We start from the raw sequence: 14,646 nt of genomic DNA on the forward strand, positions 1-14,646 counted from the left end.
AACCACAGCCGTGACAGCTCCGGCGAGGGCACGGCGCTGGCGGGCGGGGTCTCCTCGGCGGGCGTCGGGGGGCTCGAATCGGCGGACATGGGAGCGCGCACGGTATAACGCAATGAGGCGTCATGGCCCAACGACCCGGGCGGGCGGGCAGGCGAAGGAGCGCGCCGCCGGTCTGCTGTCACGGCTGACACCCCCTGAGTCTCCGGCGCGGCGAGGGGAGGACCGCGGGCCCACCGGGGGGCGTGGGGGACGCGGCATGTTATGGAAGAGGCGTGCAGAAGATCGGCTACCTGATTCCCGAGTTCCCCGGACAGACCCACATCTTCTTCTGGCGCGAGCTGCAGGCGCTGCCGGGGAAGGGCGTGTCACCGGAGCTGGTGTCCACCCGTCCGCCGCCCGCGCGCATCATCAGCCACAGCTGGGCACGCGAGGCCATGTCGCGCACGGAGTACCTGGCGCCGCCGCCGCCGCTGGGCGTGCTGCGGGCCGCGCTGGAGATTGCCCGGGCCATGCCCACGGGCTGGGCGCGGGTGCTGGCCTCCATCGCCCGCGCGGAAGGTCTGGACCCGAAGGGCCGCGCGCAGCTGGTGGCGTTCGCGGTGATGGGCGGCCGGCTGGCGTCGCTGGCGCGCGAGCGCGGCTGGACGCACGTGCACGTGCACTCCTGCGCCAACGCGGCGCACGTGGCCATGTTCGCGCACCTGTTGTCCGGGCTCACGTACAGCATGACGCTGCACGGGCCGCTGGACGACTACGGGCCGAACCAGCGGGAGAAGTGGCGGCACGCGAAGTTCGCCTTCGTCATCACCCAGAAGCTGCTGGCGGAGGTGCGCCAGGAGCTGGCGGGGAGCCTGCCGGACCGGATTGAGCTGGCGCCCATGGGCGTGGAGCTGTCGCGCTTCCAGCGCACGGTGCCCTACGAGCCGTGGTCCGGCGAGGGTCCCCTGCGGCTGTTCGCGTGCGGCCGGCTGAACCCGTGCAAGGGGCACGCGGACCTCATCGACGCGGTGGGGATGCTGCGCAAGAAGGGCATCGACGCGCGGCTGTCCATCGCGGGCGAGGACGAGGCGGGCGGCACCACGTACCGCAAGGTACTGGAGGCGAAGCTCGCGCAGGACGGCCTCACGGACGCGGTGACGCTCCTGGGCGCGGTGAGCGAGGACGTGGTGAAGGACGGCATCCAGCGCTCGCACCTCTTCGCGCTGGCGAGCCTCCAGGAGCCGCTGGGCGTGGCCATCATGGAGGCCATGGCCATGCGCGCGCCGGTGGTGGTGACGGGCGCGGGCGGCGTGAAGGAGCTGGTGGACGACGGCGTGGACGGCGTGCTGGTGCCACCGCAGGCCCCTGCCGTGCTGGCGGAGAAGCTGGAGAAGCTGGCGCGAGACCCGGCCGAAGCGGTGCGGCTGGGCGAGGCCGGCCGCCGCAAGGTGGAGGAGCAGTTCAGCAGCGAGCGCAGCGCGGACATGCTGGCGAAGATGCTCGCGTAGCCTTCAGCGCACGGCCTTCCAGAAGAACAGGGCGGTGGCGCGCTTGCTGCGCTTGTCGCCCTGTCCGAAGTACGCGGTCGCCGAGTGCACGAAGTCGGCCCGGTAGACGATGAGGCGGTTGAAGACGTTCTCCACCTCCAGGTCCTGCGCCCACGCGTTGGCGGGCAGCTTCGTCACGCCGAAGGCCTGGGGGAGGTTGACGCAGCCGGGAGGGCAGGTGTTGCCGCCCAGGCCGCCGCCGGGCATGCGCAGCCGGTAGAAGGACGTGCCCACGTGCTTCACGGGCGGCTTCGGGTGCAGGTAGATGACGCCCGCGAAGTCGCACAGCGCCAGTGAGTCCACGTGCGGCTTCGCGGTGGACTCCTTCTCTCCCACGAGCTGCACGTGGTTGTGGGACAGCGAGCCCCGCGCGGGGGACTCCTGCTTGAGGGCGCGCACGCCGGCCTGTTCGCAAATCCATTGCTCGATGGGCGCCAGCTCCGCGGACGTGAGCGCGTGGGGGGCGCGGATGCCGGGCCAGATTTCGGGCCGCCACGGGGCGCCCATCGTCCAGTCCTCGCGGGCCAGGTTGCGCTCGTAGACCTCCAGCGCGTTGGGCAGCGCGTTGTCCTTGATCCAGTAGTCCCGTCCCAGCTTCGGCTTCCGGTAGGGAAGCACGTCGCGGACGGCCGACTCCGGGCGCCGTGTTTCGAGCATGGGAGGCGTGTCAGCAAGAACCCTGCCGTGTTCTCACATGTGTTTCATGCATCGGGCCGGGGCGTTCTGCCCCATCCGCCCGGGGGCCTCGCCACACCGGGGCGTTTTGCCCCAAGGTCAATCACCCCGGAGTGCCTTCGTCGAGAGTCTCCGCCCGGGATGACGGCTGCTGATCACCCCGGTGCGCTTCTGTCGGGAACCCATGTGCACCTGCCCTGGATGGACATCCAAAAGACAGACACTGGATGCATTCGGGACGTTGGAGGCGGAAATCGCCGGGTGGGATAGGATTTCCAGACACTCTTGGTAATCCCGGTAAAGAATGCCATGTCCGTATTGGAAGGCTTTGTCATCATGGCCCTGCACGGAAACGGAGCTCGGGGGGCACTTCCATGGCTGACAAAGAGATGCAGACGTTCGCGGCGCTGGTCATCCAATTCCGTTCAGGGCTCTTGAAGCACGCCCAGCGCATCCTGGGGAATACGGCGGACGCGGAGGACCTGGTGCAGCACGCGCTGGACGAGGCGTGGAAGGAGCGGCTGCACCTGCAGGGGCCGGAGGCCTTCCGTGCGTGGACGGGGCGGGTCATCAACACGCGGGCCATCAGCCTCTTGCGCCACCACCGGGCGGAGCAGCGCAAGGCGGTGAACGCGGGCTGGGTGACGGTGCTCGCGGACGACCCCGAGGAGTCCGAGGGCGGCGAGCTCTGGACCTTCATCCAGGAGAAGGACCTGCGCGAGGCGGTGGAGCGCCTCCCGCCGCAGCAGCGGGAGGTCTTCCACCTGAGAGCGCAGGGGCGCTCCTACGTGAGCATCGGCGCCCAGGTGGGCCGCTCCACGGGCACGGTGGGCTGGTGGCTGCACCAGGTGCGCGAACAGCTGCGCGAGCGGCTCCAGCCCATCGCGGAGGAGCGCCGGCTCTCCGTGGGCACGTGGCACTGAGGCGTCAGGTGGTGCCCGTCCGCGCCGCCAGCAGCGCCGGTCCCGCGGCCTTCTCCTCCGGGAGGGGCAGGGGCGTGGCCTCCGCGCGCACGAGCGGCAGTCCGTGCGGCTGGGCCTGGAGGTAGGCCACCAGCTTCTCGCGCACCACGCAGCGCAGGTCGAAGGCCTTGCCGGAGTCCGCCGCGCTCACCAGGGCGCGCAGCTTCATGGTGCGCTCGCTCAGGTCCGTCACCTGGAGCCCCTGCACCTTGCCGTCCCACAGCCCGTTGGACTCCTGCTCCAGGATGCGCTTGAGCTCCGCGCGCACCGCGGGCACGTCCGTGCGGAAGTCCACGTACAGCTCCGCCGTGCCCAGGATTTCTGGCGACACCTTGCTCCAGTTCTGGAACGGCTTCTCCAGGAACTGCGTGATGGGGATGACCAGCCGGCGCAGGTCCCACACCTTCACGACGACGTAGGTGAGGGTGATCTCCTCGATCCACCCCCACTCGTTCTCGATGATGACCGTGTCGCCAATGCGCATGGGCTGCGTGATGGACAGCTGGATGCCCGCGAACAGCGTGGACAGCGACTTCTGCGCGGCAAGGCCAATGGCCAGGCCCGCGATGCCCGCGGACGCCAGCAGCGACACGCCCACGTTGCGCACCGCCTCGAACTGGAGGAGCAGCAGCGACGCGGCCACCAGCACCACCGCCACCTCCACCACGCGCCGCAGGATGGCCAGCTGCGTGCGCAGGCCGCGCACCCGCGCCACGTCCGTGCCCTCCGGCGACTTCGCGACCTTGGCCTCCAGGAAGCGCGCGGCCCGGGTGAAGAAGCGCAGCATGAACAGCGCCACCGCCACGATGATGACCGAGCGCGCCCCCAGGTCCACCGTCTCCTGCGCCGGCGGAGGCAGCTTGAGGAACCGCGCCCCCGCCGCCGCCAGCATGCCCGCCAGCACGAAGCGGATACTCCCCTTGCCCGCGGCGAGCAGTTCGTCATCCCACCCGGACTTCGTCAGCCCCGCGGCCCGGGCGCCCACCCGCAGCGCCACCGCCTCCACCAGCCGCCCCAGCGCCCACGCCCCCACGAGCACGAGCGCCAGCCCCAGCCACTGCCACGCCTCCAGCACCCACAGCGGGCGCGTGAAGAACACCGGCGGCAGCATCTCCAGCAGCGGCGACCCGTGCTCCTGGAACAGCGTGTCGATGGCGCCCACCGTCTCCGCGCTGAAGACCCACACCGGGCCCCCTTCCGCGTCCACCCGCTCCAGCACGATGTCCTGGGGGCCTCGCGACGTGGCCACCTGGCCCAGCACCTCGCGGCGGGCGCTCTCCCCGGGGCCCGCCGACTCCCGGCCAATGCGCGCGAAGTCCAGCCACAGCGTCCGGTCCAGCACCACCACCAGCCGCCGCGCCAGCCTCAGCCCGTCCTCCGCCTGCGTCTCCGGAGGCAGCCGCGACAGGTCCAGGTAGTGCGGCGCCCGCAGCCCGTCCCGGGCATGCGCCGCGTCCAGGAACCCCGCCGCCGTCGCCGTGGGCGTGCTCCGGTCCACCTCCGGCGGAGGCGGCGGCAGCCCCGCGTTCAGCGCGAAGGCCCCCACGGGCCCCAACAGCAGCAACACCCACATCCACGTCGGCACGAAACGGCGCACGGCGCTCTCCTAAGCCTGAATATGATTTGAGAACAAAGAATCACCCTGGGCGGAGGCTGTCCAGCAGTGATGACGCGGAAGGACAAGGGTAGGGCGTGGGGCGGACGGGCGGGGGGGCGCCACATGGTAGGTTTGGCACCTCCATGTCCGCTCCTGCTTCGTCGCTCAAGGCCGTCATCGCCGCGCTGTCCGGCAACGTGTTGGTCACGTTCATCAAGTTCATCGCCTTCTTCCTGTCGGGGTCGGGGGCGATGCTGTCGGAGGCCATCCACTCGGCGGCGGATACGGGCAACCAGGTGTTGTTGTTCCTGGGGTTGAAGCGGGCGGCGCGCGTGGAGGACGACTCGCACCCGTACGGCTACGGAGGCGAGCGCTTCATCTTCGGCATCCTGTCCGCATCCGGCATCTTCTTCGTGGGCTGCGGCGTGACCGTCTACCACGGCATCCAGTCGCTCCTTCACCCGCACGTGGCGGAGACGGGGCCGGTGACGTTCGGGGTGCTGGGGCTGTCGTTCCTCATCGAGGGCGGCGTGCTGCTGTTCGCGGTGCGCGGGCTCCTCAAGCAGGCCGCGGGCGAGCCCTTCTTCCGCTTCGTTCGGACGAAGGCCGACCCGGCGTCGGTGGCCATCCTGCTGGAGGACGGCGCGGCGGTGCTGGGCCTGGTGCTGGCGACGGCGGGCATCGCGCTGGCGCACGTGACGGGCAACCCGCTGTGGGACGCGCTGGCGTCGCTCACGGTGGGTGTGCTGCTGGGGCTCATCGCCATCTACCTGATGGTGGCGAACCGGGAGCTCTTGCTCGGCCGGTCGGTGCCGGCGGACGTGGAGCAGCGCTTCGAGGAGCTGCTGCGCGCGCGCCCCAGCCTGGCGGACCTGCACGACGTGAAGACGCGCCAGCTCACCCCGGAGTCCTACCAGTTCAAGGCGGAGCTGCGCTTCAGCGAGTCCTTCGTCGCGGCCCGGCTGGTGGAGGCCCTGCCCGCGCAGGGGCTGCCCCCGGTGGGCGCGGAGCGCGAGCGCGCGTTGACGGACGCGGCCCGGCACCTCATCCGCACCCTGAGCGAGGAGATTGACGCCATCGAAGCCGAGGTCCGCCGCGCCATCCCGCAGGCGAAGCACATCGACCTGGAGCTGGAGCACCTGACCGCCGCCGCCGCCGAGGCCGCCGAGCTCCGCGCCCGCACCGGGTGAGCTTTGCCTTGAATTCTGGTTTTGTGGCTTGGGCCGTGCTATGCGTTTTCGCGGTTCCTCTCACGGGAGCGGCGAGACGGGATGCGCGGACGGAATGCATGGAGCGTGGGCGTGGCGCTGCTCGTGGGCTGCGCCGGCACGTCCTACTTCCAGAGCGGAAGGGACACCTTCTTCGGCCAGCGGGGCGCCAGGGTCTGGGTGAAGGGCCCGTGGCCGGCCATCCAGCCTTCCTCGGACGTGGACGAGGTCATCGACCAGCTCTGTCCGGCGGTGATGGCGTTGGAGCGAGCCCGGGAGCGGGACTACGGCCAGGAGTACTGCGGGCTCATCTATTCGCTGGGCGGCGGGGAGTACTACGCGAGCTGGCCGTCGCCGCTGGGGCGCACGACGCTGGTGGGCGCGGACCTGCGCCGCAAGAGCTGCAGCGTGCCCAGCGTGGTGAAGGACGATCGGGGCCTGCCCTCCACGCTGGCGGACTTCCACAGCCACCCCTGGTTCCCGTCGGGAATGTCACAGGAGGACCGCTGGAGTCAGTCACAACGTTGGACCCTGCGGGTCCAATTTGATGCAGGATGCACGGTGACGAAGCTGGTCCCGTACAAGGGCGAGCCGCGTCCGGGTGAGGTCTATCTGCGGCAGGGCAAGGCGTGGAAGCTCATCGGATACATCCACGAAGCGGACAAGGACACGGGCTTCATCACGCCCGTGGAGGACTAGATGGGGCGCCAGGGTTCGTCATCGCGGCGGGTGTGGGTGAAGCGCGGGCTCGTGGCGCTGCTGGCGTTGCCCCTCTCCGGCTGCGTGCTCTTCGGGCGGCCCATCCGCCCGCCACGCGCCTCCGACGAGGAGATGGCCCGCTTCCAGTTTCCGTTGGACCTGCCCGCGGAGGGGCGCGCGCAGACGCCCGCCGCCGTGGCGGTGGCGACGCAGCTGGCGATGGATGACTTCCGGCCGCTGGATGTGAAGCCGCACAAGGGCGCGACCGCGGACGAGCTGTGCCTCTACCGGAGGGACTCCTTCGACGTGTGGACGGCGCCCGGCCCGGAGGGCGTGATGTTCGTGCGCTTCGTGCCCCGGCAGGACGCCTGCGACTCCGAAGGGCCCGTGACGGACGCGAGCGCCACGTACGCCATCGACACGCGCCAGTGGCGCATCCTGTCCATCCAGCGTTAGGCCGCCGTCGCTCCCGGGGGCGGCGCCTCTTCCGGCGCCGCGCGCGTCAGGCCCAGCACCTTCTCCCGCTGCGGCCACGGCCACGCGCCGGTGACCATGGCCAGCTTGCCCGCGAGGATGGAGCACACCGCGACCTGGAACGTGCAGATGTACGAGATGATGCCCATGTCTCCGAACACCTGGTTCAGGTAGGACGCCACCACGCCCACGATGAGCAGGCACGCGGTTCGATGTTCCGCCGCGTACGCTCGATGGTACGAGCGCGCCGCCAGGTACACCGTCACCACCAGGTACATCCACACGCCCGTGAACCCGAACCACCCGCCGAAGGCCAGGAGGCCCAGGAGCGAGTTGTGCGGGTGGAAGCGGTACGTGGGGAACACGAACGCGATGTTGGGCAGCGGGTAGGGCTCCAGGAACTCGTGCCCGTAGCCCGTGCCGAACACGGGGTTCGTGTTCCAGGTGGCGATGAGGTTGAGGTTCTCGATGTCGCGGTAGTCCAGCTCTCCTTCGGCGTGCTGCCCCTCGATGATGGAGCGGAAGGTCTGCACCGGCTTGAACACGCTGCTGTTGGAGCCCCACCCCACCAGGAAGTACACGACCAGCAGCGGTGAGCACGCGATGAGCCCGCGCGTGATGAACCTCTTCAGCGGCGTCCACGGGTTGAAGAAGTACGCCGCGGCCAGCCCGCCCACGAGGCTCACGTACGCGAGCCGGCGGTCGTTGAAGAACATCCCGATGAACACCAGGATGATGATGAGGATGCCTCGGATGGCGTGGCCGGACTTGGGCCGCTCCAGCCAGCGCATGATGCACACGCTGATGGCGAAGATGAACGTCATCGAGTCCGAGTGGCAGGTGGTGTACTCCACCTCCAGGTGCTGGGCCGGCACGATGACGAGCGCGAAGTAGGTGCTCACCGCGGACTTGGTCAGCGCCGCCGCGACGATGGTCTTCGCCACCAGGGGCCAGTCCTCCGGCCCGCGCAGGCTGTAGTGGTACATCATCGCGATCAGCGGGAGCACCGCCGCCTGGTGCCACTGCCAGAGCGAGTTCTTGATGTCTCCGCCCCGCGCGATGCCCCACACCTCCATCCACATGATGGAGAAGAACGAAATCGCCAGCACCACCGCCAGCGGCCGGGGGATGGGCACCACCGGCGGATCAATCTTGGACTTCGTGGCCCGCCGGTAGATGCCAATGCCAATGGAGCCGATGATGAGCCCGTCGATGAGCGGGAAGCGCAGGGCGCCAATGCCCACCAGCTCATGCATCTGCGTGAAGAGCAGCTTGCCCAGCGGGAAGAGCGGCGACGGCCAGAACATCGACTGGGGACGCTCGGGTGTGTAGTCCACCGCGAGCACCAGGTAGAGCACCGTGATGGCCAGGTAGCGCAGCGGCACCTTGAGGATGACCCACACCACGGTGAGCGCCAGCACGGGCGCCAGGGTGACGATGGGGTCCCCGTTACCCACGGCGGCCGCACCCAGGGTGACGGCGCCCAGGCCCACGACCATGACGATGTACTGGAGCCAGGCGGCGGGAGAGGGTTTGAAGACCATTCGAGCGGGGGGGAGGCTATATCCCGGGCCCGTGTTGGGATAGATGCGGAAGGCGTATGGCTGGCACCCGACCCCGCGTCCTCCTGATTGCTGAGCTGTGCAACCCAGACTGGGTGAGCGTCCCCCTGGAAGGCTGGTCCCTGGCCAGGGCGCTCGCCGAGGTGGCGGACGTGCACTTGGTCACCCAGGTCCGCAACCGCGAGAACATCCTCAAGCAGGGGCTGGTGGAGGGGAGGGACTTCACGGCCCTGGACTCCACGCCGGTGGAGCGCCCGCTGGACAAGGTGGGCGAGGTGCTGCGCGGCAAGGCGGGCGTGGGCTGGACGACGGCCACGGCGCTGAGCGTGTTGCCGTACTACTACTTCGAGGAGCTGCTCTGGCGGCGCTTCGGGGACCGCATCCGCGCGAAGGAATTCGACGTGGTGCACCGCTACACGCCCATCAGCCCCACGACGCCCAGCACGCTGGCGGCGCGGTGCGCGGAGGCGGGGGTGCCCTTCATCATGGGCCCCATGAACGGCGGCCTGCCGTGGCTCAAGGGCTTCGGGGACGCGCGCGTGCGTGAGCGCGAGTGGCTGAGCTACATCCGGGACGTCTACAAGCTGATGCCCTTCTACAAGTCGACGCGGAAGAACGCGGCGGCGCTGATGATGGGCTCGCGGGCGACGCGGGCGCAGCTGTCGCAGGAGTACCAGGACAAGGTGGTCTACATCCCGGAGAACGCCATCGACGTGCGGCGCTTCGGTTCGGCGAAGGCGGAGCCGCCGAAGCCGGGTGAGCCGCTGCGGGTGGCGTTCGTGGGGCGCTTCGTGCCGTACAAGGGCATGGCGATGCTCATCGACGCGGCGGCGCCGCTGGTGCGCGAGGGCAAGGTGCAGCTGGAGTTCATCGGCGACGGCGCGGAGATGCAGAACCTGCGCGCGCAGGTGGCGAGGGGCGGCCTGGAGAACGGCGTGACGTTCGCGGGCTGGGTGAAGCACCAGGAGCTGCAGGGCCGCCTGTCGAAGAACCACATCTTCGGCTTCCCGAGCGTGCGCGAGTTCGGCGGCGCGGTGGTGGCGGAGGCGATGGCGCTGGGGTTGGTGCCCATCGTGATGGACTACGGCGGTCCGGGAGAGATCGTCAGTCCGACCACGGGCTTCGCCATCCCCATGGGCACGCCGCAGGAGATCGTCGAGCGCGTGCGCGGCGTCCTGGAGAAGCTGGTCGCGGATCCGTCCGTGATCGGCCCGATGGGCGAGCGCGCACGGGCGCGCATCTTCAAGCACTTCACCTGGAAGGCGAAGGCGGAGCAGGTGCTGGAGGTGTATCGCTGGGTGTCCGGCGAGCGCGGCCAGCCTGACTTCGGCATGCCGCTGGCGGACTGAGGGTCGCGGTATTCCCGGGGGCGCATACCTCTCGCGAGGCATGGCCCCCAGCGCTGATCCGACGGACGTTCTTCTCGTTCCCGAACGGGAACGAAAGGACGCGTCATGGCGAAGGGGTACAAGACGGGCGACACGTACGAGACGTCGGGCGACTACGCGTTCGATGGCTACACGGACGGCACCGAGAGCCCTCCTGTGACGCAGGAGGAGCGGATCATCCCCCTGGACAAGGATGAGACGTTCCCGCCCATCAAGTCCTCGAAGAAGGGGGCTTACTGGACGAAGGTGTGATGCATGCGTCCCGCCACGGAGCCACGTCTCCGTGACGGGGCGTCGCGATAGTGTCCCAGGCATGCGCTCCTCCCTGCTTCGCCGCGCCGTCCGTGGCTTCGCGGTGTACGACCTGTGCGTCACGCTTCCGTTCGCCACGCCGTGGACGGCGGGAGCGATGCTGGGCGTCATGAGCCAGGTGCACGAGGGCCTGACGCTGGGCGGTGAGGCCGTGCCGGCCTTCATGCCCACGCACGTGTTCTTCGTCGCCCTCTTCGGTGTGCTCGCCGTCATCTGGGCGCTGGTCCGCGTCCTCCAGCCCACCGCGCTGCATGGTGCCATCGACACGGTGGGCCGAGGGCTCGTCTCCGCGTGGATGGTGCTGGCGCTCATGCAGGGAGCGACGCCGGTGCTTGGCGCGTTCCTCGTGATGGAGGCCGCGGGCATGTTCGTGCAGGGGGCGCTCCTGCTCGGCGCGCGGCGGCGGGACGTGGCTCCCGCGACGGGGACCTGAACGGAGGCCCTTGCCTCTGCACCTTGGTGCAGGGGTTACGGTCCTTCGCATGAACCCTGAACCGTCCCTGCTTCGCCGTGTCGTCTTCGCCAGCGCGCTGTACGACTTCTTCGTCACCCTCCCTTTCGCCACGCCGTGGACCGCGAGCGCCGTGCTCGCGAGCATCCAGTCCGTGCACCACGCACTGGGCCTGAGTGGCGAACCGCTCCCCGTGTTCACGTCCACGCACCTGTTCTTCGTGGCCCTCTTCGGCACCATCGTGACGCTGTGGTCCGTCGTGCGGCTCGTCCACCCCACCGCGTTCAACGGCGCCGTGGACACCGCGGGCCGGGCGCTGTTCTCCACCTGGATGGCGTGGTCGCTCACCCAGGGCGCGACGCGGGTGCTCGTTGTCTTCCTCGTGCTGGAGCTGGCGTGGATGTTCGCCCAGGGCGGTGTCATCCTCGGCGCCAGGAGGTGGCGTGGTGGCATCCCCGCGACGGCCCGTTGAAGCAGCTCCCTTGCGCATCGGCGCGCTCGCCCTCGCTTCGGGCGTGAAGCTGTCCACGCTGCGCTTCTATGAGCGCCGCAAGCTGCTGCTGCCCATGGACCGCAGCGAGAGCGGCCAGCGCCTCTACGGCCCGGACGCCGCCATCCGCGTGCGCTTCATCCGCCGCTCGCAGGAGCTGGGCTTCACGCTGAAGGAGGTGTCCGCCGTGCTCGCCCTCACCGACCGGCGCGGCACCCCCACCCGCGACGTGACCCGCTTCGCCGAGGCGAAGGTCCAGGCCATCGACGCGCGCATCGACGATCTGCGCCGCATGCGCCGCGCCATCACCACCCTGATGGCCGAAGGCTTCTGCCCTCCGGACACCGTGTGCCCCATCCAGGCGTCGCTCGGCGCACCCGCGCATCCGGCGAAGCGCAAGGCCCAGGCCGCGTCCTCTACCGCCAAGGCCCGGCGGCCGGCGCCCAAGACGCGGACCGGCTGAACGAGCCCCAAGCCCGGGGTCCACGGTACGCAGGGGCGGCCCCTGCGCCCGGACCCACCGAGCAGACGCGCGCTACCGCCGCTCCGCCTCGCGCGTGGTGCGCACCCACTCGCCGCGCTTCTCCGCGCCGGGGCCGCGCACCATCAGCCACACCTTCCACACCACGTAGAGGGGCGCCCACGCCAGGTCCAGCAGGCCACGCGCGCCCACGCCGGACACCCACCAGCCGCGCAGCACGTACAGCGCCAGCGACATCATGCCGAACGACGCCAGCGCGGACGCCGCCACCGCCGAGCCGCCGGACAGCCACACCACGCCGGCCGCCAGCACCGAGCCCGCCACCGTCGCCAGCACCAGCTGGCTCAGGGGCGGCACCAGCACGTCCATGGACAGGTCCAGCAACAGCCCGCTCTTCTGCTTCAGCGCGTCGCTCAAGAGCGGCCACCCGTGCAGCTTGCGCATCTGCGCGCGGCCGCCCTCCCAGCGCTGGCGCTGCGAGCGGCTCTGCTTCTCCGCCGTGACCATCTCGCCCAGCACCTCCGCCTCCCAGGCGTAGTGCACGCGGTGCCCCGCGCGCGCCAGGCGGATGCCGTACTCCAGGTCCTCCACCACGCTGAACGCGTCGTGCGGCACCTGCTTCAGCACAGCGTGCGTGAAGCACATGCCGTTGCCGCGCAGGCCGCAGGACACGCCCATCCGCTCGCGCCCCATGGAGCGCACGCGGTGGAACATCCCCAGCGCGATGGTCATCAACCGCGTGCGCCACGACGCCGTGGGGTTCATCACGCCGTAGTGCGCCTGCACGCCGTGCGCCCCGTCCTCCAGCCGCCGGGCGAAGGCGTGCAGCAGGTTCGCGGACACCACCGTGTCCGCGTCCACCACCACCACCGCGTCCGCGAAGCCGTCACGCTGGCTGTGCTCGAAGGCGTGCGCCAGCGCGTAGCCCTTGCCGCGCTTCTCCGCGTCCTGGCGCTCCAGCACCGTGGCGCCTGCCTCCCGCGCCTTCTGGGCCGTCGCGTCCGAGCAGTTGTCCGCCACCACGATGATGCGCCGCAGGTGCGCCGGGTAGTCCACCGCGGACAGGTTCGCCACCGTCCGGGCAATGCCCAGCTCCTCGTTGTGCGAGGGGATGATGACGTCGAACTTCCGCACCGCCGGCGACGGCGGCACCGGCGCCGCCTTGCGCCCCGACAACAGCGTCAGGAGCAGCAGGTAGCCGCAGCCCACCACCACCGGCAGCAGTCCCACGCACAGCGCCACGTCCACCCAGGTCCAGACCGTCACGACAGTGTCACCCCCGCGCTCGCGCCATCACAGGACGGCCGAGCGCACGAACCTTCAGCGCCGTTCCAGCTCCGCCAGCACCGGCAACTTGAGCAGCCGCTCCACCTGCCACTTCTCCAGGACCCGGCGGCGCATGATGTCCAGCGCCACCGCCGCGAACACCGCCAGCGCCACCCCGCCCACCACGCCCGCGATGGCGATGAGCTTCGGGTTCGGCTTGGACGGCTTCTCCGGGAAGAGCGCCGGCAACAGCACGCTGTAGCGGTGCTTCATGGAGACCTTCGAAATCTCCAGCTCCGTCTGCGCCTGGTCCAACCGGCGCAGCTTCTCCTGGTGCCGCATTACCACCATGCGCATCCGGTCCGTGGCCACCGCCACCTCCGGATCATCCGGCGTGCCCAGCATCGCGCCCGCCATGGGCGCGCCGAAGCCCGCCGCCAGGCTCGTGCCCTCGGTCGTGGAGTCCACGTCCGTGCCGCCCATGCGCAGGTACTCCTGGATGAGCGACTGCTCCTCGGAGCGCAGGGACGTCAGCTGCGGCGAGTCCGCCTGCATCGTCGCCACGCGCTGCTCCAGGTCGACGATCACCGGGTGCTGCGGGGAGAACACGACGCGCTGCTCCGCCAGCTGCGCGCGCAGCTCCGTGAGCCGGCGGCCGCGGAACTCCTCCACGTCGCGGATGGCGCGGCGCTTGGCCTGCACCAGGAACTTCAGCTGCGCGAGCGCGTGGTCCGTCTGGAGCAGCGCCTGCCGCGCGCTGGCCTGCTTGGGGTCCGCTTCCTTCTTCTTGCGGCGCGCATCCGCGGCCCGCACCGCGCGCTCCAGGTCCGCGATGGCCTGCTTGATGTTCGCGGCCTCGTTGGCGACCTGGCCCTGGAGGATGTTCACGGACTCGGAGATGGCGCCCATCTCCGACTCATGGCGCATGTCCAGGAAGTTCTGCGCCGCGGCCTCCACGATGTTGAAGGCCATCTGCGGATCACTCCAGTCCACCCCGATGGTGACCGTGCCGCTGCCGCCCTCCGCCATCACGATGAGGCTGGTCTCCAGCATCGCGATGAGCGCCTCCTCCTTCTCCTCGTCCGTCATGGGAGGCGGAGCCTTCTTCAGCAGCTGCTCCTTCAGGCGGCTGATGGGGGACCGCATGTGGTCCCAGTACTCGATGAGCTTCGCGTTCTTCACCACGGACTTGAGGTTGCCGCGGCTGAGCACCATCTCCCACGCGGCGCGCGTGGGCTGATCCGCCTCCACCGGGATGGACCGGCCCGGGTTCACCAGCGAGGAGATGATGAGGTTGCGGTACGTCAGCATCCGCGTTTCGACGTGGTACTTGCGCGGCATCAGCTTCGCCGCCGCCGAACCCAGCCCCGCCATCACCGCGACGATGCACAGCCCCAGGAACCAGTGCCGGAAGATGGCCCTGCGCACGAAGCCCAGCCCGTCGAACAGGAAGCCCCAGTCGATGAGGTCCGCCGGCGCGTTCGTCTCCTCGCGCTCGGGGACGTACGGCGGCGGACCTCATCGACTGGGGCTTCCTGTTCGACGGGCTGGGCTT

General features: G+C 69.9%; 14 protein-coding genes and 1 pseudogene. 10 read left to right on the forward strand and 5 right to left on the reverse strand.

Features of this window, described 5'->3' with window-relative positions; translation table 11 throughout:
* Positions 1 to 272: 272 nt before the first annotated feature.
* Positions 273 to 1,487: an exopolysaccharide biosynthesis GT4 family glycosyltransferase EpsE gene (gene epsE, locus D7V80_RS35250; protein ID WP_120592270.1), complete on the forward strand. Its 1,215-nt coding sequence runs from the start codon at positions 273 to 275 to the stop codon at positions 1,485 to 1,487.
* A gap of 3 nt (positions 1,488 to 1,490) precedes the next feature.
* On the opposite strand, the gene D7V80_RS35255 is transcribed toward epsE, so the two are convergent.
* Positions 1,491 to 2,144 carry a DUF6445 family protein gene (locus D7V80_RS35255; protein ID WP_233585956.1) on the reverse strand — a complete coding sequence of 218 codons (654 nt, stop codon included), beginning with the start codon at positions 2,142 to 2,144 and terminating at the stop codon, positions 1,491 to 1,493.
* Positions 2,145 to 2,575: 431 nt separating this feature from the next.
* On the opposite strand from D7V80_RS35255, the gene D7V80_RS35260 reads away from it, so the two are divergent.
* Entirely contained in the window at positions 2,576 to 3,124 is a 549-nt protein-coding gene (locus tag D7V80_RS35260; RefSeq protein ID WP_158616750.1) for an RNA polymerase sigma factor, read from the forward strand.
* Between the two features lie 4 nt (positions 3,125 to 3,128).
* Here D7V80_RS35260 and D7V80_RS35265 read toward each other — a convergent pair whose 3' ends face one another.
* Positions 3,129 to 4,736, reverse strand: coding sequence for a mechanosensitive ion channel family protein (locus tag D7V80_RS35265; RefSeq protein WP_120592273.1), 1,608 nt, complete (start codon positions 4,734 to 4,736; stop codon positions 3,129 to 3,131).
* A gap of 167 nt (positions 4,737 to 4,903) precedes the next feature.
* On the opposite strand from D7V80_RS35265, the gene D7V80_RS35270 reads away from it, so the two are divergent.
* The 3 genes from D7V80_RS35270 to D7V80_RS35280 all read left to right on the forward strand — a co-directional run bounded on the left by D7V80_RS35270 (position 4,904) and on the right by D7V80_RS35280 (position 7,123).
* Complete coding sequence (locus tag D7V80_RS35270) at positions 4,904 to 5,950, forward strand: cation diffusion facilitator family transporter (RefSeq protein WP_120592274.1); 1,047 nt, start codon at positions 4,904 to 4,906, stop codon at positions 5,948 to 5,950.
* A gap of 81 nt (positions 5,951 to 6,031) precedes the next feature.
* Positions 6,032 to 6,667 (forward strand): hypothetical protein, encoded by a 636-nt coding sequence (locus D7V80_RS35275; protein WP_120592275.1) that lies wholly within the window; start codon positions 6,032 to 6,034, stop codon positions 6,665 to 6,667.
* Complete coding sequence (locus tag D7V80_RS35280) at positions 6,668 to 7,123, forward strand: hypothetical protein (RefSeq protein WP_120592276.1); 456 nt, start codon at positions 6,668 to 6,670, stop codon at positions 7,121 to 7,123. It begins immediately after the preceding gene.
* Here the strand turns inward: D7V80_RS35280 and wzy are convergent.
* A complete protein-coding gene (gene wzy / locus D7V80_RS35285; RefSeq protein WP_120592277.1) occupies positions 7,120 to 8,685 on the reverse strand; it encodes an exopolysaccharide repeat unit polymerase in 1,566 nt (521 codons plus the stop codon). The two genes, D7V80_RS35280 and wzy, sit on opposite strands and share 4 nt — an antisense overlap.
* 56 nt (positions 8,686 to 8,741) lie before the next feature.
* Between wzy and epsH the strand changes: the two genes are divergently transcribed.
* From epsH to D7V80_RS35310, 5 genes are all read left to right on the forward strand, one after another.
* Positions 8,742 to 10,052 (forward strand): exopolysaccharide biosynthesis glycosyltransferase EpsH, encoded by a 1,311-nt coding sequence (epsH, locus tag D7V80_RS35290; RefSeq protein ID WP_120592278.1) that lies wholly within the window; start codon positions 8,742 to 8,744, stop codon positions 10,050 to 10,052.
* A gap of 105 nt (positions 10,053 to 10,157) precedes the next feature.
* Positions 10,158 to 10,343, forward strand: a complete 186-nt coding sequence (locus tag D7V80_RS35295; protein WP_120592279.1) for a YjzC family protein — start codon at positions 10,158 to 10,160, stop codon at positions 10,341 to 10,343.
* 61 nt (positions 10,344 to 10,404) lie between these two features.
* Entirely contained in the window at positions 10,405 to 10,836 is a 432-nt protein-coding gene (locus tag D7V80_RS35300) for a hypothetical protein (protein ID WP_120592280.1), read from the forward strand.
* Between the two features lie 49 nt (positions 10,837 to 10,885).
* Complete coding sequence (locus D7V80_RS35305; protein ID WP_120592281.1) at positions 10,886 to 11,326, forward strand: hypothetical protein; 441 nt, start codon at positions 10,886 to 10,888, stop codon at positions 11,324 to 11,326.
* Positions 11,301 to 11,807, forward strand: coding sequence for a MerR family DNA-binding protein (locus D7V80_RS35310; protein WP_158616751.1), 507 nt, complete (start codon positions 11,301 to 11,303; stop codon positions 11,805 to 11,807). The genes D7V80_RS35305 and D7V80_RS35310 overlap by 26 nt, the downstream gene beginning before the upstream one ends.
* 72 nt (positions 11,808 to 11,879) lie before the next feature.
* Here D7V80_RS35310 and epsU read toward each other — a convergent pair whose 3' ends face one another.
* Both epsU and epsV read right to left on the reverse strand, forming a co-directional pair.
* Positions 11,880 to 13,091: an exopolysaccharide biosynthesis GT2 family glycosyltransferase EpsU gene (gene epsU, locus D7V80_RS35315; RefSeq protein WP_120592283.1), complete on the reverse strand. Its 1,212-nt coding sequence runs from the start codon at positions 13,089 to 13,091 to the stop codon at positions 11,880 to 11,882.
* 54 nt (positions 13,092 to 13,145) lie between these two features.
* A pseudogene (epsV, locus tag D7V80_RS35320) lies at positions 13,146 to 14,579 on the reverse strand (PCP family exopolysaccharide biosynthesis protein EpsV); the annotation flags it as partial.
* Positions 14,580 to 14,646 lie beyond the last annotated feature (67 nt).

Origin of the sequence: Corallococcus sp. CA054B, from assembly GCF_003611625.1 — a bacterium.
GTDB lineage: Bacteria > Myxococcota > Myxococcia > Myxococcales > Myxococcaceae > Corallococcus > Corallococcus coralloides.